This is a genomic window from Streptomyces durmitorensis, assembly GCF_023498005.1.
Taxonomy (GTDB): Bacteria; Actinomycetota; Actinomycetes; order Streptomycetales; family Streptomycetaceae; genus Streptomyces; species Streptomyces durmitorensis.
In genome coordinates this window covers 5622821-5643917 of record NZ_CP097289.1, presented here as the reverse complement: position 1 = coordinate 5643917, position 21097 = coordinate 5622821, and the positions used below count along the sequence as shown (strand labels likewise).

The 21097-nt window shown below is 69.9% G+C and carries 18 protein-coding genes; 6 read left to right on the top strand and 12 right to left on the bottom strand.

Features of this window, described 5'->3' with window-relative positions; genetic code table 11:
• Positions 1-132 precede the first annotated feature (132 nt).
• Positions 133-663 (top strand): GtrA family protein, encoded by a 531-nt coding sequence (locus tag M4V62_RS25330; RefSeq protein ID WP_249589519.1) that lies wholly within the window; start codon positions 133-135, stop codon positions 661-663.
• Positions 664-687: 24 nt separating this feature from the next.
• On the opposite strand, the gene M4V62_RS25325 is transcribed toward M4V62_RS25330, so the two are convergent.
• On the bottom strand, positions 688-1965 hold the full coding sequence (locus M4V62_RS25325) for an ATP-binding protein (protein WP_249589518.1): 1278 nt from the start codon (positions 1963-1965) through the stop codon (positions 688-690).
• A 161-nt stretch (positions 1966-2126) separates the two neighbouring features.
• Positions 2127-2804, bottom strand: coding sequence for a response regulator transcription factor (locus M4V62_RS25320; protein ID WP_190083462.1), 678 nt, complete (start codon positions 2802-2804; stop codon positions 2127-2129).
• 476 nt (positions 2805-3280) lie between these two features.
• On the opposite strand from M4V62_RS25320, the gene M4V62_RS25315 reads away from it, so the two are divergent.
• Complete coding sequence (locus M4V62_RS25315; protein WP_249589517.1) at positions 3281-4777, top strand: peptide MFS transporter; 1497 nt, start codon at positions 3281-3283, stop codon at positions 4775-4777.
• Positions 4778-4965: 188 nt separating this feature from the next.
• Complete coding sequence (locus M4V62_RS25310) at positions 4966-5796, top strand: alpha/beta hydrolase (protein WP_249589516.1); 831 nt, start codon at positions 4966-4968, stop codon at positions 5794-5796.
• Positions 5797-5972: 176 nt separating this feature from the next.
• Here the strand turns inward: M4V62_RS25310 and M4V62_RS25305 are convergent, their stop codons facing one another.
• The 6 genes from M4V62_RS25305 to M4V62_RS25280 form a co-directional block, all read right to left on the bottom strand.
• Positions 5973-7280: a hypothetical protein gene (locus tag M4V62_RS25305; RefSeq protein WP_249592985.1), complete on the bottom strand. Its 1308-nt coding sequence runs from the start codon at positions 7278-7280 to the stop codon at positions 5973-5975.
• Entirely contained in the window at positions 7280-8458 is a 1179-nt protein-coding gene (locus tag M4V62_RS25300) for a hypothetical protein (RefSeq protein ID WP_249589515.1), read from the bottom strand. The genes M4V62_RS25305 and M4V62_RS25300 overlap by 1 nt, the downstream gene beginning before the upstream one ends.
• A 20-nt stretch (positions 8459-8478) precedes the next feature.
• Positions 8479-9453, bottom strand: coding sequence for a WxL protein peptidoglycan domain-containing protein (locus M4V62_RS25295; protein ID WP_344646430.1), 975 nt, complete (start codon positions 9451-9453; stop codon positions 8479-8481).
• A gap of 109 nt (positions 9454-9562) precedes the next feature.
• Positions 9563-10291 carry an LPXTG cell wall anchor domain-containing protein gene (locus tag M4V62_RS25290; RefSeq protein WP_249589514.1) on the bottom strand — a complete coding sequence of 243 codons (729 nt, stop codon included), beginning with the start codon at positions 10289-10291 and terminating at the stop codon, positions 9563-9565.
• Positions 10292-10470: 179 nt separating this feature from the next.
• Positions 10471-10989 carry an ATP-binding protein gene (locus tag M4V62_RS25285; protein WP_249589513.1) on the bottom strand — a complete coding sequence of 173 codons (519 nt, stop codon included), beginning with the start codon at positions 10987-10989 and terminating at the stop codon, positions 10471-10473.
• 276 nt (positions 10990-11265) lie between these two features.
• Positions 11266-11634: an STAS domain-containing protein gene (locus tag M4V62_RS25280; protein ID WP_249589512.1), complete on the bottom strand. Its 369-nt coding sequence runs from the start codon at positions 11632-11634 to the stop codon at positions 11266-11268.
• A gap of 238 nt (positions 11635-11872) precedes the next feature.
• On the opposite strand from M4V62_RS25280, the gene M4V62_RS25275 reads away from it, so the two are divergent.
• Positions 11873-12844, top strand: a complete 972-nt coding sequence (locus M4V62_RS25275) for an RNA polymerase sigma factor SigF (RefSeq protein WP_249589511.1) — start codon at positions 11873-11875, stop codon at positions 12842-12844.
• Positions 12845-13000: 156 nt separating this feature from the next.
• Here M4V62_RS25275 and M4V62_RS25270 read toward each other — a convergent pair whose 3' ends face one another.
• Complete coding sequence (locus M4V62_RS25270) at positions 13001-13687, bottom strand: aspartate/glutamate racemase family protein (protein WP_249589510.1); 687 nt, start codon at positions 13685-13687, stop codon at positions 13001-13003.
• A 106-nt stretch (positions 13688-13793) separates the two neighbouring features.
• On the opposite strand from M4V62_RS25270, the gene M4V62_RS25265 reads away from it, so the two are divergent.
• Positions 13794-15035: an ATP-grasp domain-containing protein gene (locus M4V62_RS25265; RefSeq protein ID WP_249589509.1), complete on the top strand. Its 1242-nt coding sequence runs from the start codon at positions 13794-13796 to the stop codon at positions 15033-15035.
• 40 nt (positions 15036-15075) lie between these two features.
• A complete protein-coding gene (locus M4V62_RS25260) occupies positions 15076-17106 on the top strand; it encodes a hypothetical protein (RefSeq protein WP_249589508.1) in 2031 nt (676 codons plus the stop codon).
• A 10-nt stretch (positions 17107-17116) separates the two neighbouring features.
• Here the strand turns inward: M4V62_RS25260 and hutI are convergent, their stop codons facing one another.
• From hutI to M4V62_RS25245, 3 genes are all read right to left on the bottom strand, one after another.
• A complete protein-coding gene (gene hutI / locus M4V62_RS25255) occupies positions 17117-18289 on the bottom strand; it encodes an imidazolonepropionase (RefSeq protein ID WP_249589507.1) in 1173 nt (390 codons plus the stop codon).
• Positions 18290-18535: 246 nt separating this feature from the next.
• Positions 18536-19888 (bottom strand): formimidoylglutamate deiminase, encoded by a 1353-nt coding sequence (locus M4V62_RS25250; RefSeq protein WP_249589506.1) that lies wholly within the window; start codon positions 19886-19888, stop codon positions 18536-18538.
• Positions 19885-21081 carry an allantoate amidohydrolase gene (locus tag M4V62_RS25245; protein WP_249592983.1) on the bottom strand — a complete coding sequence of 399 codons (1197 nt, stop codon included), beginning with the start codon at positions 21079-21081 and terminating at the stop codon, positions 19885-19887. The genes M4V62_RS25250 and M4V62_RS25245 overlap by 4 nt, the downstream gene beginning before the upstream one ends.
• Between the last annotated feature and the right edge of the window lie 16 nt (positions 21082-21097).

Below are 21097 nucleotides of genomic sequence, written 5' to 3'. Positions count from 1 at the left end.
AGTGTGGAGGCGTCCACGCGCGACCGGTGGGGGTCGCTGGTTAGCATGGCTGGGTTGACGCGACCGAATCACCAATACGTCGACGAGGCGAAGAGACCGAACGAATCGACGACGGGGGTTGGGGCGACCACCATGACGGAACGTGGCGCACTACGGGTGCGAATGGAGCAGCTCGCGCGCGAAGTGGCCAAGTTCGGAGCCGTGGGGGCGCTGGGCACCCTGGTCAATTTCGGCGTGTCCAACCTGCTGTGGCACACGACGGACCTCCAGGCCGTGCGCGCGAACGTGATCGCCACGGTCGTGGCCATCGCCTTCAATTACGTGGGTTTCCGTTACTTCACGTACAAGGACCGTGACAAGAGCTCCCGCACCAAGGAGCTCACGCTGTTCCTGATGTTCAGCGCGGTCGGCCTGGTGATCGAGAACGGCGTCCTGTACGCGGCGATCTACGGCTTCGACTGGGACAGCCCGCTCCAGCGCAACATCTTCAAGTTCGTGGGCATCGGCATCGCGACCTGCTTCCGCTTCTGGTCCTACCGCACCTGGGTCTTCAAGACGCTGCCCGCGCGGGAGGCCGTCGCCCGTGCGGAATCGTTCCTGGAGGACGGGACCAAGGCCGTGAAAGCGGACGAGAAGCGCCCCGCCGGGCGGGCCACCCGCTAGCCCTGCCGACCGGGCCCCGGCGGCCTAGCGCAACGTGTCCTCGGGCTCCTGGGCCCGCTTCTGCGGCGGCGTACGCGACAGGAAGAGCCCGAACACCGGCGGCTTCGTCTGCAGCATCTCCAGGCGGCCGCCGTCGGCCTCGGCCAGATCCCTGGCGACCGCGAGGCCGATGCCGGTCGAGTTGCGGCCGCTGATGGTCCGCTCGAAGATCCGCGCGCCGAGATCGGCGGGGACGCCGGGACCGTCGTCCGTGACCTCGACGACCGTCTGGGTTCCCGTCACGCGGGTCCGCAGGGCCACGGTGCCGCCGCCGTGCATGAGCGAGTTCTCGATGAGCGCCGCGAGGACCTGCGCGACCGCGCCCGGCGTGCCCACGGCCCGCAGATGCCGCTTGCCCGAGCTGACGATGGCGCGGCCCGCGCTGCGGTAGGCGGGGCGCCACTCCTCCAGCTGCTGCTTGATGACCTCGTCCAGGTCGAAGGAGACCGCGGAGCCGGTGCGCGGGTCGCGCGAGTTCGTGAGCAGCCGCTGCACGACGTCGGTGAGCCGCTCGACCTGCGCGAGCGCGATCGTGGCCTCCTCCTTCACCGTGTCCAGGTCCTCGGTGACGGTGATCTCCTCAAGGCGCATGGAGAGGGCCGTCAGGGGCGTACGCAGCTGGTGCGAGGCATCGGCGGCCAGCCGGCGCTCGGCGGTCAGCATCCGGGCGATCCGCTCGGCGCTGCCGTCCAGGACGTCAGCGACACGGTCCAGCTCCGGCACCCCGTAGCGCTTGTGGCGGGGCCTCGGGTCGCCCGAGCCGAGGCGCTCGGCGGTCTCCGCGAGGTCGGTGAGCGGCGAGGCCAGGCGGTTGGCCTGGCGTACGGCGAGGAGCACGGCGGCGACGATCGCGAGCAGGGCCACGGCGCCGATGATCAGCAGGGTGCGGCCGACCTCCTGGGTCACCGCGGTGCGCGGCTCCTCGACGGTGACCTTCTCGCCCTCCTCGCCCTTGGCCGTGTCGCGGATGACGTCACCGGTGGGGCGGCTGCCGATCTCGATGGCGGGGCGGCCCGGGATCTCGATGAGGGCGTAGCGGTCGGTGTCGACCGCGGCCACGTCGCGCAGGATCTCGGAGTTGATCTTCTCGTCGCTGATGAGCCGGCTGTCGACGATGCTGGCCAGGCGGAGCGCCTCGGAGGTGACGCGCTCCTGGGCGCTGCTGCTGATGGTCCTCGTCTCGACGATGACGAGGCTCACCCCGAAGACCGCGATGACCACGAGGACTACGGCGAGGGTGCTGTTGATCAATCGGCGGCGCATCTACTCAGTGTCGCCGATCGAAGCCGCCCCTCAGGGGCGCGGGGAACTGCGCGGCCGGCCCCCACCGACCCGCAGACGCGTCTGCCTGCGACGGGTTCCTGGCGGGTGCGGCTCTTCGTGGGTTGCTCGCGCAGTTCCTCGCGCCCCTAAAGGGGCGCTCCTCAGCTTTTCTCGAAGCGGAAGCCGACGCCCCGCACCGTGGCGATGTACCGGGGGTTCGCCGCATCGTCGCCCAGCTTCTTGCGCAGCCAGGAGATGTGCATGTCCAGGGTCTTGGTGGACGACCACCACGTGGTGTCCCAGACCTCCCGCATCAGCTGGTCGCGGGTGACGACCCGCCCCGCGTCGCGGACCAGGACCCGGAGCAGGTCGAACTCCTTGGCCGTGAGCTGGAGCTCCTCCTCGCCCATCCAGGCGCGGTGCGACTCGACGTCGATGCGCACGCCGTGCGTGGCCGGTGCCTGCTGCGGCTCGGCCGCGCCGCGCCGGAGCAGCGCCCGGACCCGGGCGAGCAGTTCGGCGAGGCGGAAGGGCTTGGTGACGTAGTCGTCGGCTCCCGCGTCCAGGCCGACGACCGTGTCCACCTCGTCGGCGCGGGCGGTCAGGATCAGGATCGGCGCCGTGTGCCCCTCGGCACGGAGGCGGCGGGCCACCTCCAGGCCGTCCATGCCGGGCAGCCCCAGGTCGAGTACGACGAGGTCGACGCTGCCCTGCAGCCCGGCGTCGAGGGCGGTCGGGCCGTCCTCACGCACTTCTACCTCGTAGCCCTCCCTGCGCAGGGCACGGGCCAGCGGCTCCGAGATGGACGCGTCGTCCTCGGCGAGCAGTACACGGGTCATGGGGTGATGGTAGTCCGCGCCGGACGACCGCCGTGGGGTGATCGCCAGCTGATGGTCGAAGCCTGCGGCTATGGGGTGCGATCCTGAGGATCACCTTTAAAAGTGGGCCGCTGGTTCCACCGCAACCTGTGATCCATCTCTCAAGTCCTTCCATATGCCGCACTGTCGTGGCGTATGGTGACCCAACGCCTGATGCACTATGCAAGGACCTTTGGCCCACTGTGCGGCCTTAGGTCTCTTTTATGTGCGGGCCGGCTTCTGCCAGCCTTGAAAGGAATGACCTGTGGTCGGGCCCTGAGCGTGAGGATGCGCCAGGGCGTGGATCCCGGAGTCGCCGTACCAGCGCCCTCCTCGACACGGAGCGCGAAACTCCCCCCGGGCGTGGGGGTGTGGACGGGACGACCCCGGTGCCGACCGCCCCCCACCGGGCGCGCACACGCTCCTGCCGCGCGTCCCGAACCCACGAGGATCGACCCATGGCGTCCAGCCTGACGAAGGACTCCGCCGGTACCCCTGGCTCTGAGAAGACCTTCTTCGGCCACCCCCGCGGACTGGCCACACTCTTCATGACCGAGATGTGGGAGCGCTACAGCTTCTACGGCATGAAAGCACTGCTCCCGCTCTATCTCATCGCCCCCGGCGGCATGAACATGAGCGCCACGACGGCGACGGCGATCTACTCCGTCTACATGTCGATGGTCTACCTGCTCGCCATGCCCGGCGGCTGGATGGCCGACCGGTTCTGGGGACCGCGCAAGACGGTCGCCATCGGCGCCATCGTCGTCATCCTCGGCCACATCACGCTCGCCCTGCCGAGCTCGGCCACGTTCTTCGCGGGTCTCGGCCTCGTCGCGCTCGGCTCCGGCCTCCTGAAGGCCAACATCTCCGCGATGGTCGGCCACCTCTACGACGGCCCGGAGGACCCGCGCCGTGACGGTGGCTTCACGCTGTTCTACATCGGCATCAACGTGGGTGCCTTCCTCGCCCCGCTGACCATCGGCACCGTGGGCGAGAACGTCAACTGGCACTTCGGCTTCGCGCTCGCCGCGATCGGCATGGCGCTCGGCCTCGGTCAGTTCATGCTCGGCTCGCGCCACCTCAGCGCCGAGAGCAGTGTCGTCTCGCAGCCCGCGACGCCGCAGCAGCGTGCGTCCGCCCTGCGCAACGGCCTGATCTGGCTGATCGTCGCGGTCGCGCTCTACACGTTCCTCGGTGTGACCGGCAACTTCGCCGACTGGGCCCTGATGCCCCTCACCATCGCCGGTCTGGTCATCCCGGTCACCGTCCTGGTCCGCATGAAGCGCGACAAGGAGCTGACGACCCTGGAGCAGTCCAAGCTCTCGGGCTACGTCTGGTTCTTCATCGTCGCCGCCGTCTTCTGGATGATCTACGACCAGAACGGCTCAACCCTGTCGATCTTCGGCGAGCACTCGACGACGAACAACCTGCTCGGGTTCGACTTCCCGACCTCCTGGTACCAGTCGCTGAACCCGATCTTCATCATGGCGCTCGCCCCCGTGGTCGCGTCGGCCTGGCTGTGGCTGAACAAGCGGGGCAAGGAGCCGAGCACGGCGGTCAAGTTCGCCTCCAGCCTCACGCTGATCGGCATCTCCTTCCTCGTCTTCCTCATCCCGCTGATCGACACCGCCAACAACGGCGGCAAGGTCAGCCCGATGTGGCTGGTGGCGATCTACTTCATCCAGACCGTCGGCGAGCTCTGCCTCTCCCCGGTCGGCCTCTCGGTCACCACGAAGATGGCCCCGGCGAAGTACACCGCCCAGATGATGGGTGTCTGGTTCCTCGCGGTCACCGCGGGCGACTCCGTCACCGGCCTGCTGACCTCCCCGCAGCTCGGGATCGACCTGAACAACTCGGGTGCGGTCGCCGTCGAGGCGGTCATCGCGGTCATCGCGGGCTTCGGCATCTGGATGAACCGCAAGAAGGTCAAGGAACTGATGGGTTCCGTCAACTGACGTCCGCAGCGCCCCCCGCGGGCCGGTAGACGTACGAAAGGGCCGCCGCACCCTCACCGGTGCGGCGGCCCTTTCCGTTCGTCCACACGGGCTCGCCTCGCGCGAACAGAGGATCGTTCGCTAACCCGTGGTGGTGACGCGGAACGTTTCTGTGCCGGTGGCGGGGCCCGCCGGTGGAGCATCTGGCCATGCGTCGTACATTGCCGGTCCTCGCCCTGTGTGTGGCGTTGCTGTCGTCCAGTGCCGCCGTCGAGGCCGCGCCCGAGCCGTCGCCGGGCAAGACCTTCTCGTACGGGGGGCACGCGCGGCAGAACATCACCGTGTACGGCGACCGGTCCGCGCGCCCCGCCCTGATGATCCTGCACGGCGGCTCCTGGGTGCGGGACACCGACTGGAGCGCCCGTGCGCGGTGGTTCGCGGCACGCGGGTTCACCGTGTACGACACCGACTACCGCCTCGCCACCGACGCCGCCTGGCCCGCGCAGCGCGACGACGTGCTCGCGGCCCTGCGGTGGGTGAAGCGGCGCGGGGGCTCCGCGCCCCTGGTGCTCGGCTCGTCCGCGGGCGGGCATCTCGCGGTCAGCGCGGGAGCGTACGGCGCCGGACGCAAGCGGGTGCGCGGCGTGGTGGCCCTCTCCCCTGTCGCGTCGCCCTACCGCGCCTGGAAGGACGGCGGGATGCCCGCCGCCTCTTCCCCGCAGCGCAAGCTGCGGGGGACGGCGGAGCTGCTCGCGGGGTGCGTGCCGGACCGGGCCGCCGGGCGGTGCTGGAAGAAGTGGGTCGACCTGGTGGCCAAGTCGCACGCCTCCGGCAAGGACGACGCGCCCCTGTTCCTCACGCACTCGGCGGCGGACTTCGTGCCGGTCGCCCACTCCACGGACCTCGCGCACGCGCAGACGGTGGCGGGCCTGCGGGACGCCACCGTGCGCATCGAGCAGGGCACGGCGCACGGGGGCGAGCTCTTGAGGAATCCGGGCTTCGCCCAGGCGGTCCTGCGGTGGCTGCGGCAGCACGCTTGACGGGGCGTCCAGGGGACGCCCCGTCAGGGGCGCGGGGAACTGCGCGAGCAAGCACATCGAGCCCGCACCCGCCGGCAGACCGCCGGAGGCAGACGCGTCTGCGTGGTCCGGACCGTACGCCTCTACAGGCCGTCGACGGCTGGTCGCGCAGTTCCCCGCGCCCCTTCGGGGCGCTTTCAGCGCAGGCCGTTCCTCCGCCTCGGGAGGAACGTGAAGACCGCGCCGCCCAGCAGGATCACCGTTCCGGCGACAAGGCCGAGGGCCCGCAAGGCACCGTTGTCGTCGGCGCCGGTCTCGGCGAGGTCGCCACCACCGCCCGCGGCGGAGCCACCGCCGGTTGCGGATCCGCCCGCAGAACCGTCGCCGGAACCACCGGCGGCGCCACCAGGCTGAGCAGCCGTATCGATCTCCAGGGACACCTCGGCCTTGGACGGGGTGCAGGTCGTCGTCGTACCCAGTGCCTTGACCGTCAGGACGCCCGGCGAGAGCGTCGACTTGCCGTCGGCGCCAGGCTTGTAGGTGCCCTTCAGGTCGGGGATCGTCATCGGGTCGCCCGATTTGATGGGCTCCTTGTTGGTGGGACCCTCCACCGCCACCGTGCCCTTGTCCGCGCCGCCCAGCTTGACCGCCATCGACGGTTTCACGGAGTCCGCGGGGATGTCGGCCGGGCTGTCCATGACCGACTTCTTGAACTGCACCGTGAGGGCGTAGTTCCCGCCGTCCTTCTTGGCGTCGATCTGGACGGGGGACGTGGCGTCCTTGTCACCGATGGGCGTCTTGCACTTGTAGGGGGTCTGGACCTCCTTGCCGGGGAAGTCGGTCTTGCCGCCGTCGTCGCCACCGCCGCCGGACGTGGAGCCACCCGACGTAGAACCACCCGAGGTGCTGCCACCCGACGAGGTGCTGCCACCCGACGAACTGCCGCCCGAACTGCCGCCGCCCTCCGTCACCTTGATGGTCGCGCCCGCCTTGACCTCTTCCTTCGGCGTGCACTTGGTGTCGGTCGAGACCGGCTTGCTGACGTTGATGTTGTACGCGCCCGGGGTGAGCGTGACCTCGCCCGCCTTGGTCAGCTTCAGCTTGCCCTTCATGTCGGACAGGATCATGGGGCTGTTCTTCTTGATGGGCGGATTGACCCGCTCACCGGCCATCGCCAGGTCGCCGGTCTGACCGCCGCCCAGCTTGATGGTGCCGCTCGGCTTCACCGTGTCCTTGTCCAGGTCGAGCACGTCCGGGTTCTTGGACGCGGCCTCCGTCGTCTTCCATACGACCTCGACCTCGTCGCCCACCTTCGCGGTGGCCGGCGCGGTGATCTCCACCTTCGTGGTGCCCTGCACGGGCGGAAGCCCCGAGATCGACGGCGGTATGCACTCCGTCTTGTACGCCACATCGGCCGCCTGCGCGGGGCCCGCGCCCAGCAGGATGCCCGCCCCGCCCAGCAGGAGCGAGACCGAGGCCGCGCCCGCTCTCCGTCGTGTGCTGATCACGTGTTTCCCTTCGTCGTCGGGCTGTTCTCTGGCGGTGCGGAGAGCTGTCCGGCGGGTGGGGTCCCTGCGCCGGGGTCTGTGTCAGGGGTGAACCACGGGAGGGTGCCCGTGTTCGTGGCGGCATCTTGGGTGGACTTGCCGGACTTGCCGGACCCACGAGGCGGTTTCGTACGTGGCGTACGTGGCGTACGGGCCGCTTCGTCCGCCGCGACCGCCCCCTGGGGCAGCCTCAACTTCGGTAGCCGGTCGGTGAGTTCGGCGATCCTGCCGGTACGGTGGCGTCCCGCGGGGCGGGAGCCGCGTCCCCCTCGGCGGCGGTTCGGGCGGAGCTTGTCCACCACCGCCATGCCGATGCGGAAGACGGCGGCCGGCACGACGACGCAGAGCAGGACCCAGAAGACGGTGACGCCCCAGGGGCGGCCGACGCCCCAGGGCTGCTCGGCGAGCACCTTGCCGCCGAACTTCAGGGAGACGAGGTAGTTGCCGTGCGCTCCGGCCGAGAGCTCGACCGGGAGCTTGATCTGGGCCTTCTTGCCGGGGGCGATGGTGCCGCGCCACTGCTGTTCCTCGAACTGCGGGGCGAACACGCCGTGGGAGGTGCCCACTTGGAAGACGGGGTCCTTGACGGGGGCCGAGCCGACGTTGCCCACGGTGAAGACGAACTTGCGGGACGGCGGGGCGCCGAACCAGGTCAGTACGCCGCTCGAACCTTCGAGCTCGGTGTCGGTGAGGACGGAGAGCCTTCCGCCGCCCTGCTGCTTGGGCAGGGGCTCCACGGGGTGGCCCGCGACCTTGAAGGAGGCGTCCGCCTGGGCCTTGTCCCCCGTGACCGTGGCCACGTGGACCACGCAGGGGCAGGCCTTGGGCGGCTCCGCCACGGGGAGCTTCTTGCTGAAGGCGCCCTTGGCGTCCGTGGTGACGGCGCGGCCGGTGTCGTTGGCGCAGGAGTTCGTGCCGCCGGGTACGCCCCTGGCCGGGGTGGACTGGCCGCAGACGAGCATCATCAGGAGGGCGTTCGGCCGCCAGCCCTTGCCCTTGACGGTGATGTCGCCTCCCTTGCCCGCCTCGGCCTTGGAGAGGGTGACGGTCGGCTTCTCCGCGGCCGCGGCTCGACCTGCGGGGAGCAGCAGGAACGCGAGTACCGCCAGCACGGCGGCCGCAGCCATCGATGTCATCACGCCTCGTCGGGTGCCGTTCACAGTTGCTCGCCCCTTCCCGTGCCCGCTCCCGCCAACTCCAGCTCCGTACCGCCCTGTTCAGGCTCGTCCCGTGGTGGATCCCCGGAGCCCCTGCGTCTGCGCACGAACCACACCCCCGCCACCGCGAGCCCCAGCACCCCGGCCGCCACCCCCGCCACCGCTCCCCACGGCACGAAGCGGGCCGATGCGGTCGCCTCGTCGTGGGCTCCGCCCGATGCCTTCACCGTGAGGGTGACCTCGACGGAGTCAAGGGCGGGGGCGTCGGTCCACGGTTCCGTCAGGGTGACCCTGCGGCCGGGGAGCAGCTCCACCGGAAGCGTGCGGGGCCCCCGGTCCAGCAGCGGGCCGAAGACGCCCTGCGCGCGAACCGTGAGCCGGGGGGTCAGGACCGTGTTGCCGCGGTTGACGACGTCGTACGAGATGCGCTCGCCCTCGGCCTTGACGCGCTCGACCGTCAGCGCGGACAGCGTGGGCCCGCTCACCCGCAGATGCACGCGGACCCCCGCGTCACGGCCGCCCTCCCGCGCGACGATCGCCCCGGGGTGGTCGCCCGGCACGGCGCCCTCGGGGACGCTCACGCTGAACGGCACCTCGGCGCGGGTGCGCGGCGGCACCTTCACCTTGCGCTCGGCGAAGGTGATCCAGGAGCCGGTGTCCTTCGGTTTGCTGCGCTTGAGGGAGTACGCGCCGCCCCGGGTGTTGTCCGCGTCCGCGCCGCTCAGCTCCACCGTGCGCGGCTTCGACCCCGGATTGGTGACCGTCACCGTGTCCTCCAGGACGGAGCCGGGCGTGCCCTCCACGTAGAAGTAGGGCCGCCCGTCCTTCGCGGGCCGTGTCCCTCCTCCCGCGGAGGGCGCGACGGACCACGCTCCCGATTCGTCGGCGGACGCCGAGGTCGCCGGCGCCGCGCCCGTCACCAGTAAGGCCACGGCCACGGTGAGGGCACGTGCAACGGACAGCAGCGACGGCATCGGCGGCTCCTGGGTCTTCGTACGTTCCGTGCGCTTTGTACGCGTCGTACGCGGCGGTCGGGCAGGGACGCGCGCGGTCACCGCGTCCCTGCGACGCCGCGCACCGCGACTAGCGCGACCGTGCCGCCTGGTTCCTGCGGGTCAGCCAGAGCGCGCCCGCCGCGCCCGCGAGCAGCACCGTGCCGCCGAGGGTGCCGAGTGCGATCGCGGAGTCCGCGGGGCCGGTCTGCGGGAGCTCGTCGCCGCCGGAGGGGGCGCTGGCCGAGTCGCCGGAGCCGGTGTCGTCGCTCGATCCGCCGGAGCCTCCCGTGGTTCCGCCGCCGCCCGAGCCCTTCACGTCGAGCGAGAGCGAGGGCTTGGGGCTGTTGGACGGCGTGCACGTCGTCGTCGTGCCCAGCGCCTTGATCGTCAGGACACCGGCGGTGAAGGTGACCTTGCCGCTCTTCTTCGGCGTGTACGTCCCCGACAGGTCACTGATCTTGATGGGGGTGTTGGCGGGGATCGCCTTGTCGTTGGGCGCCCCGGAGACCGGCACGGTGCCGCTCTCCGCGCCGCCCAGCTTGATGAGCGCGCTCGGCTTCATCGCGCCCTTGCCCAGCTCCACGGGGCTGGAGGAGACGCCCTTCTGGAAGGACATGGTGAGTTTGTAGCCGCTGCCGCTCTTGACGCTCTTGATATCGATCGGCGAGACCGCGCCCTTGTTCCCGATGGGCGTCTTGCACTGGTAGTTGACGTCCTGGACCTCGGCCTGCGCGGCGGGGGCGGCCATCAGCACCGCCGAGCCACCGGCCAGAGCCGTGGCGAGCGCGAGCGCGGCCCTGCGTTTCTGGTGAGACACCTCAAGTTCCCCTCATGCCGGTCGTGGCGTGCCGCGGTGCGGATTTACTGACGGCACATCAGATTGGGCGCTCAAGGTACGCCCGGGGCCTTGCCGAGGGAAGACAAAGAACGCGCCGGATCTCAGTGATCCGGCGCGCATACGAACCGTGGGTAACCCAAGGGGGAACTGAGCGGGCCCTACACGGGCGCGCTCAGCTCTGCCCACACCGTCTTGCCCGAGACTCCCGGGGTACGGACGACTCCCCAGTCCAGGCAGAGCCGCTGGACGATGAACATCCCGTGCCCGCCGGGCCGGCCGGCGCGGTGCGGGGTGCGGGGTGCGGGCTGGCCCGCGCCACGGTCGGAGACCTCTATCCGCAGCACCTTGCTGTCGGAGGAGAGCCAGAGCTCGTCGGGGCCCTCGGCGTGCAGGCACGCGTTGGTCACCAGCTCGGACACGACAAGGAGGACGTCCTCCGCCGCCGCCCGCTGGTCGGCGCCCGCCGCGGGCAGCCAGCCCCACGCCTGGAGCGACTGACGCGCGAAGTCCCGGGCGAGCGGCACGATGCCGCTCGCGCCGCTCAGGCTCAGCCTGCGGACCTGGCGCCCCTGACGACCCGTGGCCGCCGGAGCGACCTGGTCCACGGGAGCGTCCGCGACGACGGCCTGGTACTCCGGGCCGCGGTCGCCCGGCGAACAAGGCCGGGTGGTGCTCATCAGCGCTTCACCTCACCGACAAGAGGACTCTGGACAAGGAACTGGACAAGTAGCGGGACTCCAAGAGGATCATCGGCTGCTCGGCCGTTCCTGCTGTTGACTTGGCAACGATTGATGCGTGGACCGCTGTCGACGGATCCAGGGTGTCTCCTGCCCGGCCGAACCGTGAGAACACCCACTTATTCGACGCAACCCATGTGACGCTGGTAACGCGGTGATCACATAGAGACAACTGGCGCGTAACTCTTGAGTACGCTCCGTCAGCGGGCCGCCCGGTCAGTCGGCCAACGCCGCTTCGAGCGTGTCGTGGACAGTGAAGACCGCCTCGGCTCCAGTGATCTCGAAGACTCGGGCCACCACCGGCTGCATCGCGGCCAGATGCACTCCGCCCCCCGCGGCCTCGGCCTTGAGCCGAGCCCCCAGCAGGACATTGAGTCCGGTGGAATCCATGAACTCCAGGCGCGAACAGTCGACGACGAGCCGCGAGAAGCCGTCGTCGAGGCAGGCCTCGAGTGGTTCACGCAACACATCGGCCGTGTGGTGATCCAACTCACCAGCCGGGGTCACGACGACGCTCGGGCCCTCGGCCCGGACTTCGACCAGAAGCCGGCCACCCTGCGCGCTACCGACTGTCCCGCGGTCCATTCCGTCACTCACTTCCGACCGTCGTGGCTGTTGATGACGCCCCTGAACATTACGCCTTCCACACGCGCTCGGGTACCCGAACATCCGCCCGGAATCGGACATTTCGCCTCAGAACGCACTTGCGACCGGGCCGTGGAAACGGGTAGGGGTAGAAGAGACAGCAATCAACACGGACGGCTTTGGAGGCGCCGCACACCGCAGTGCACGTATTGGCATCGGCAGCCATATGCCGAGAACGATGGAGGACACCATGTCACCCCGGCTCGACGAATCGCGCACTGACCGAGCGACGTCGACACTCTCACCGAACCGTATCGAGACCGAGATCCCGGGTCCCCGCACGGAAGCCACGCCGGACAACGTCCCGGCCCTGACGTCCGTACCGGAGGCGGAAGCCCTTGAGGGCCTCGCCGACCTGCCTGAGATCCCGCCGTTCGACGAGGTGGGACCGCTGGATGCGAGGGCTCTTTCCAAGACCCTCTTCGAACGCCTCGAGTCGCTCGAGGAAGGCACGCACGAGTACGCGTACGTGCGCAACACCCTGGTAGAACTCAACCTCGCCCTGGTCAAGTTCGCCGCCTCCCGGTTCCGCTCCCGCAGCGAGCCGATGGAGGACATCATCCAGGTCGGCACCATCGGCCTGATCAAGGCGATCGACCGCTTCGAGCTCAGCCGCGGCGTCGAGTTCCCCACCTTCGCGATGCCGACCATCGTCGGCGAGATCAAGCGCTTCTTCCGCGACACGAGTTGGTCGGTGCGCGTCCCGCGCCGCCTTCAGGAACTCCGACTGGACCTCGCCAAGGCGGGCGACGAACTCGCCCAGCAATTCGATCGCGCCCCCACGGTGGGCGAGCTCGCCGAGCGCCTGGGCATCTCCAACGACGAGGTCGTCGAAGGCATGGCGGCGTCCAACGCCTACACGGCGAGCTCGCTGGACGCCCAGCCCGAGGAGGACGACTCCGAGGGCGCGCTCGCGGACCGGATCGGCTACGAGGACCACGGACTCGAAGGCATCGAGTACGTCGAGTCGTTGAAGCCGCTGATCGCCGAACTCCCGTCCCGTGACCGGAAGATCCTCTCGCTCCGCTTCGTCGCCAACATGACGCAGTCGGAGATAGGCGAAGAGCTCGGCATCTCGCAGATGCATGTGTCGCGACTGCTGTCGCGGACTCTCGTCAAGTTGCGCAAGGGATTGACTGTCGACGAGTGAGGGTTCTCGCCGCTCGGCGTTTTTACGGGCTCCTGGACCGCCGCTTCGCGACGGATCACTCCCACCCACCCACCCGTTTGCCCCGCGTCATGTGCGCAGGGGCGGCGGGTGGGTTGTTTTTTGCGTCCGCCTGCGCCCGCTCGTACCCGCGGCTTCCTACAAGGCTGCCGCCACGGCCGCCTCCGCGTGCAGCCTGGTCGTCGGGAAGACCGGCACCGGGCTGTGCTCCTGCCCGATGAGCAGCTCGATTTCCGTGCATCCGAGAATCACACCCTCGGCTCCCTCTCGTACGAGATCGGCGATGACGTTCTGGTACCCGACACGGGACCGCGCATGCACCTCCCCGAGGCACAACTCCTCGTAGATCACGCGGTGCACGAGCGCGCGCCCTTCCGCGTCCGGCACCAGCACCTCAAGGCCCCGCGCGGCGAGCCGCTCCCGGTAGAAGTCCTGCTCCATGGTGAACGCGGTGCCGAGCAGCCCCACGCGCCGCAGGCCGCCGCGCAGCACCGCGTCGGCTGTCGCGTCCGCGAGGTGCAGGAGAGGCACGGAGAGAGCCTCCTGGACCTGTTCAGCGACCTTGTGCATGGTGTTGGTGCAGATGAGCACGAGATCGGCGCCCGCAGCCTCCACCCCTTTGGCCGCCCGCGCGAGCACCTCACCCGCCTGCTCCCACTCCCCCGCGACCTGGAGCTGCTCGATCTCGGCGAAGTCGACGGAGTACAGCACGCAGCGGGCGGAGTGCAGGCCGCCAAGGCGCTCGCGTACGAGTTCGTTGAGCAGCCGGTAGTACTCGGCGCTGGACTCCCAGCTCATGCCGCCGATGAGGCCGATGGTCTTCATGGGGCCAGGATCGCACCGGGCCTTGTTTGCGCGGCAGTTCGCCGGGCAGCGGTGGTCGTACCAGCCACGCCGTCGATGCGCGCGAGCGCCGAAGGAGAAACGGTCTATGACAAAGGGCGAACCGGCCACCAAGAACCCTGACAAAGGCTACGTAGCGCTTCTCGGCTGGAGTCTCAACGCGGTGGAAGCCCTCGACCGGTTCGACCGGAGATACGTCGTCGTGGCGCCGGAGTGGGCCGAGGAATACTGCGTCGACCACGGCATCCCCTTCGTACCGTGGAATTTCGAACGGCTCAACGACCGCTCCATGGAGATCGCCGAGACCCTTCAGAGCGAGGGCGTCGACGTCGCGATCCCGCTGTACGAGGAAACCGTCGAATGGGCCGGGGCGATCAACTCCGTCCTCCTCGACAACCCGCGTCTGTACGGTCAGGCCATGCTGCTGCGGGACAAGGCGCTGATGAAGCGCCGCGCACAACTCGGCGGCATCCGGGTCGGAATCTTCGAGGAGGCCCACGACCGGGACGACGTGACCCGCTTCCTCAAGCGCGTCAATCAGACCCTGCTCAAGCTGGACGGCGACCCGAACGACCCGATCCATCTCAAGGCGTTCGACAAGGCGGGATGCCTCGGGCACCGTGTCATCCGCACTCCGGACGAGGTCGACACGATTCCGGACGAGGAGTTCCCGTTTCTCATGGAATCCCATCTCGACGGCTGGGAGTTCGCGGTCGAGGCGTGGGTGCACAACGGGAAGATCAAGTTCCTCAACATCTCCGAATACGTCACGCTGGGATATTCGGTGTTCGTGCCGGCGACCCCCGAACTGGAGCGGTACCGCCCGCAGATCACTGCGCAGATCGAGAAGCTCATCAAGACGTTCGACATCGAATTCGGCTTCGTGCACCCGGAGTATTTCGTCACCAGTGACGGCGAGATGTACTTCGGCGAGGTCGCCTACCGGCCGCCGGGCTTCAAGGTGTTCGAGCTGCTGGAACGGGCATACGGGTTCAACGCGTACCAGGGTCTTGTGCTGGCCTTCGACCCGAAGACGACCGAGGAGGAGATAGACGCCTTCTTCCCGCGCGAGGTCGTCGACGCGTCCGGGATCGCAGGCTGCTTCGGTGTGTACCCGCGCCGTCGCGTCGTCAGCGACCTGGAGATCCCGGAGGAGACCGAGGACGACGACTACTACGAGTCGCACGACCTTTCGACCCCGCTAGAGGAGACTGTCACCAAGAGGACCGCGTTCGGCACCCACTGGGGTCTGGTGTACTTCTTCGGTGATGACCCTTACCGGATGCGCGACCTGTTGAAGAAGCAGGAAGAGCTCGACTTCTACGTCTGACGGCCCCGTCGACGCAGGAGGCCAACCCGAGGGAAACGCTTTGAAACCGACCGTCGACGTCAACAGTGAGGCCACGACGCTGGACAAGCGCGTGGCCTCGCTCGACGACGCCATCCAGGCCATGGCCGAGACCCGCGAGTTCGGCAAGCACACGAAGCTGCGGCGGGTCCTGGAAGCACTGCGGCGGGTGCTCATGCAGCCGGGCGGCGCCGCGGCGGTCCAGGCCAGGGCGCAGGCCCTCGAGGAAGCCGGGCTCTTCCACGAGACGGACTGGGCGTCACCGGAGATCCTCGTCCCGGCGCTGGTCGGCCCGAGCCTGCACAGCACGAACGCGGACACCGTCGTCATGGAGGCGGCCAGCGAGCTGCGCATGCTCGCCGTCGCCCGCGGCGACTTCGCGCACCCGACCTTGCCCGCCGAAGACGCCCGCCAGTTCCTCTCCCAGGTACTGGCGACCAACCTGGAGCTGCTGTTCGGCGCGCCCAGCGAGGCCGAACGCATCCAGCAGGGCCGCACCGCACAGCTCGTCCGGGACCTGTTCCGCCACCTCGCCGACGAGATCGGTTACGACAGCGTCCTGGACAACCTGGTCGACGAGATCTGGCGGATCCTGCGCCAGCGTCCGATCCAGGTCGAGACGGTGCAGTCCCTGATCACCCGGATCGCGGTCTACCGCGACGACCCGGACGTCGCTCTCGGCGTGTCGTCGGGGCAGGGCATCGACCGGCTCATCACGAGCCTGTTCGGGACCACCGAGGCGTGCCGGGACGACCCGGGCATCGACGTCTTCCGCTCCCGCCTCGAGGCGATGGACACCGGCGGCCTGCAGTACGAGGCGACGGGGTTCGCGCGGGCGATGCACGACACCGGCCTGGTGTCGCCGTACCACGCGGAACTGCTCCGGTTCCTGCTGCGCGAGAGCGACTACCTCGTCGGTGAGGCGCTCGGTCTCTCCGACACGGGCCGGAACTGCCTGCTGCGCTACAGCCAACTGGTGCACCGGCTGATCGAGGTGGCCGTGCACCCGCAGACCGCGCAGAGCATCTACGGCCTCGCGCTGCTGCTCGACCGCGGCATCCTCTACGAGCCGCCGGTCGTGCCCGCGCTGTGGCGCCAGCTTTCCCTTGAGCTCTCCCCGGTCGCGCGGGAGCGGTTGACGACGGTCTTCGGCGAGGTGCCGGGGCCTCGGGCGCGGCTGGTCGCCGGGGTGCTCTCGATGCTGGGCCAGCCGCTCGGCGTCGGCCAGGGCGACAACCCCACCTGCCAGTCGGCCCGCGCCCTTTCGATGTGGTCGTACAACGACCCGGACTACCTGCTGCAAATGGTGGTCTGGGCGGCCCGCGACGACGAGGTCCTCATGCACTTCGAGGGTCAGCCGATCTCGTCGAAGGACAGCGAGAGCGGAGTCGCGAGCACGCTGCCGATGGACCTGGATCCCGTATCGCTGCTCGTGGTGCCCCACCTGGACCGGATCTACGCCGAGATGGGGCGGCGCTGCGCCGCGCGGCCGGGGGACCCGCACCGGTGGATCAACCCCGAGTTCCACGGCTGGTGGTCGGCCCGTGGCTTCCACATCAACGTCGACGTCGCGACCGGCAACCTGGTCGATCTCGACGAGTTCCTGCGGCAGTTCCACACCAGCTACCACCCGTCCTACAACGGCGAGCAGCCGCTGATCCATCCGCAGCCGGCCGGCGTCGCCGTCACCGACAGCGCGGCCCGCTACGTCGGCTGGCACGCGATCACGATCCTGCGGACCGCGCCGGATCCGCAGGACGTCATGCGGGTGTATTTCTTCAACCCGAACAACGACAGCGGCCAGGACTGGGGCGACGGCGTCGTCGTCTCCACCGCGGGCAACGGCGAGCGGTTCGGCGAGGCCTCCCTGCCGTTCGACCAGTTCGCCTCGCGGCTCTACATCTTCCACGCCGACCCGCTCGAACACGGCGAACCGGAGCGGGTGCCCGCCGAAGACATCGCGCGGATCATCGGCTACATCGAGCGCAGCTGGGGCAACGACCGGCTGCCCGCGGGGACGCTGCAGGCCCTCGAAGGGCCCACCGGCCTGTGAGCCACGCGCGTCAGCTGGTGCGGATGCCCCGCTGCCACACCTCGCCGACCAGTGGAACGCCGGGACGGTAGGCCAGGTGGACATGGCTCGGAGCGTCGAGGAGTGCGAGGTCGGCGCGGGCGCCTTCGCGTACGACTCCGATGTCCGTGCGGCGCAGGGCCGCCGCGCCGCCCGCCGTGGCGGACCAGATCGCCTCGTCCGGGGTCATGCCCATGTCCCGTACGGCGAGGGCGATGCAGAAGGGCACTGAAGACGTGAAGGACGAGCCCGGGTTGCAGTCCGTGGAGAGGGCGACCGTCGCGCCCGCGTCCAGGATGCGGCGGGCGTCCGGCCACTCGGCGCGGGTGGAGAACTCCGCACCCGGGAGCAGTGTCGCCACCGTGTCGCTGTTCGCCAGGGCGTCCACGTCCGCGTCCGTGAGGTGCGTGCAGTGGTCTGCGCTCGCCGCGTCCAGTTCGACCGCCAGCTGGACGCCGGGGCCGTAGGAGAGCTGGTTGGCGTGGATGCGGGGGTGCAGGCCCTTCGCCCTGCCCGCGGTCAGGATCGCGCGGGCCTGGTCGCCGTCGAAGGCGCCCTTCTCGCAGAAGACGTCGATCCAGCGGGCGTGCGGGGCGCAGGCCTCCAGCATCTCGCCGGTGACGAGTTCGACGTACGCGGCCGGGTCCTCCGCGTAGTCCGGGGAGACGATGTGGGCGCCCATGAACGTGACTTCGTCCGTGTGGCGGGCCGCGATCTTCAGTGCGCGGGCCTCGTCCTCGGTGTTGAGGCCGTAGCCCGACTTCGTCTCGAACGTCGTCGTGCCCTGGCGTAGAGCCTCTCGGAGGTAGTGCGTGAGGTTCGCCTCCAGCGCGGCGTCCGTGGCCGCTCGGGTCGCCGCCACCGTCGTGCGGATGCCTCCGGCGGAGTACGCGCGGCCCGACATGCGGGCGTTGAACTCCTGGGTGCGGTCGCCCGCGAAGACCAGGTGGGAGTGGGAGTCGACGAAGCCGGGGATGGCGGCGCGGTTCTGGGCGTCGTGGGTGGTGTCCGCTGCGGGGGCCTTGGCGGCGGGGCCCACCCAGGCGATGGTCTCGCCGTCGAGGACGACGGCTGCGTCGGTGAGGAGGCCGAGGGGGGTGCCGTCCCCTTGCGAGGGGTCGTTGGTCACGAGGCTGGCGATGTTGGTGATGAGGGTGGTGGGCATGGCTGGCTCCGGGGGGGTGAGGTTTGGACAGGTTTTTCCCCAACCCCGCCCCTTCCCGAAAACCCGCTGGCGCGGGGGCCTTGGTTGCCGTCATCACCGGCTCCGCCGAGTTCGTCCTCAAACGCCGGACAGGCTGAAAGACGTACGGCCGGGCTGGGAACCTGCCGACGGGATGGGCGGGCAACCGCGGGGTATCGGGTGGGCGGGCGGGAAACATCCGCCGCGAAGCGGCGGTTCGGTCCGGCGTCAATCTCGCAGCGCCGACACCGCCTCCGCCAGCGCCCCCGGCACGTCGTCGACCAGGGTATGGACACCGTCCCGTACGACATGACGGCCCCCGGCCACGGTATGGCGCACATCCGCGGCGGACGCCGCGAACACCGCCGTCTCCGCCGCCAGGCGCGGCAGCGGGCCCGCCGTGCGGACCGAGTCGAGCGCGATCGTGGCGAAGTCGGCGAGCGCGCCCGTCTCGATCACGCCCGCATCCGACCAGCCGAGCGCCGCATGCCCCTCGGCCGTCGCCGCCCGCAGGAGCGCCGCCGCCGTCCAGTGGCCCCGCGTGTGCGAGCGCAGGCGCTCGTTCAGCTCCATGGCCCGCGCCTCTTCGAGGATGTCGATCACCGCGTGGCTGTCGCTGCCCAGGGAGAGCGGGCTGCCCGCGCGTTGCAGGCGTACCGCGGGGCCGATGCCGTCCGCCAGGTCGCGCTCCGTCGTGGGGCACATGCACGTGCCCGTCGTCGTGCGGCCGAGGAGCGCGATGTCCTCGTCCGTGAGGTGCGTGTTGTGCACGCCCGTCGTACGAGGGCCCAGCACCCCGTGGTCCGCCAGCAACCGCGTCGGCGTGCGGCCGTGCACCGCCAGGCACGCCTCGTTCTCCGCCGTCTGTTCGGAGAGGTGCACGTGGAGGGGGGCCAGGCGGGCGGTGGCCCATTCCGCCACCACTCCCAACTGCCGTGCGGGCACTGCCCGTACGGAGTGGATCGCCGCACCGATGCGTGCGTGGTCGCGATCCTTGAGCGCCGACGCCCGCTGCGCCCACGCCTCCGTCGTGCCGTCGGAGAAGCGCAGCTGGTGGCGGTTCGGGGGCTCGCCCCGTGACTCCGTCAGGAGCCCGGACGCCACGTACGCCGTGTCCAGGAGCGTGATGCGGATGCCCGCGTCCGCCGCCGCCTGGATCAGCGCCTCGCCCATCGCGTTCGGGTCGGAGTAGGCGACGCCGCCCGGCCCGTGGTGCAGGTAGTGGAACTCGCCGACCGTGGTGATGCCCGCCAGGGCCATCTCCGCGTACACCGCCCTGGCCAGCGCGTGGTACGTCTCCGGCGTCAGGCGGTCCGCCACCGAGTACATGACCTCGCGCCACGTCCAGAACGTGCCCGAGCCCACCTGGACCGTGCCGCGCAGCGCCCGGTGGAAGGCGTGCGAATGGGCGTTCGCGAGACCAGGGAGCGTCAGGCCGCGCAAGACCGTCGCGCCGGACGGCGGCGCGTCGACACCCCTGCGGACGGCCGTGATCCGGTCGCCCGTGACCTCCACCGCCACGCCCGGCTCCACCGTCGGGTCGAGCCAGGCCTGCTCCAGCCAGTACGTCTGAGTCGTCACCTGCACGCCAGCCCTTCCAGTACGTCGGCCAGTGCGGTCACCCCGGTCAGGCAGTCGTCCTCGGCGGCGAACTCGGCCGGGGAGTGCGAGATGCCCGTGGGGTTCCGTACGAACAGCATGGCGGTGGGGATCGATTCGGACAAAATGCCCGCGTCGTGTCCGGCGCCCGTGCCGAGGACGGGGATCGCCCGCTCCCCGCCCAGGATCGTGCCGAGCTCGTCCCGCAGGGCGTGCTCGAACTCGACCACCGGCGTGAAGGACTCACGTACGACATCCAGGTCGATGCCGTGCCGGTCCGCGTACTCGCGGGCCGCCTTCTCGATCCCCGTCACGACCGTGTCGAGGGTGGACTGGTCGGCAGCCCGTGAATCCAGCCAGCCCCTGACCAGGGACGGGATGGCGTTGACGCCGTTCGGCTCGACGGAGATCTTGCCGAAGGTCGCCACCGCCCCCGCCAGTTCGGCCTCCCTGCGGGCCGCGAGGACCGTCTCCGCGTACGTCAGCATCGGGTCGCGGCGGTCCACCAGGCGGGTGGTGCCCGCGTGGTTGGCCTCGCCCCTGAAGTCGAAGCGCCAGCGGCCGTGCGGCCAGATCGCGGACGCGATGCCGACCGGGTCGCCGGAGAGGTCGAGGGCCCGGCCCTGTTCCACGTGGAGCTCGACGAACGCGCCGATGCGGGCGAGTCGTTCGGGGTCGGGGCCGATGGCCGCGGGGTCGTACCCCGCCGCCTCCATCGCCCGCGGCAGCGTGATCCCGTCCGCGTCGGTCAGCTCGTACGCCTTCTCGCGCGTGAGCTTGCCCGCGGTCAGGCGTGAGCCCACGCAGGCAAGACCGAAGCGGGCACCCTCCTCGTCGCCGAAGTTGGTGATGGCGAGGGGGCGGTTGAACGACACCTTCCGTGCGCGGAGTTCGTCCAGGGCCGCGAAGGAGGAGACCACCCCGAGCGGGCCGTCGAAGGCGCCGCCGTCCGGGACGGAGTCCAGGTGGGAGCCGGTAACGACCGCGTCGCCCCGGGACGGGTCGCCGAGCCAGGCCCACTGGTTGCCGTTGCGGTCGACCTCGTAGTCGAGGCCTCGTGCCTCGGCCTGCGCCTGGAACCACAGGCGGCACTCGGCGTCGGCGCCGGTCCATGCGGAGCGGCGGTAGCCGCCGGAGGCTTCGCTGCGGCCGATGGGCCGCAGCGAGCGCCACATGGCGTGGAACGTGTCG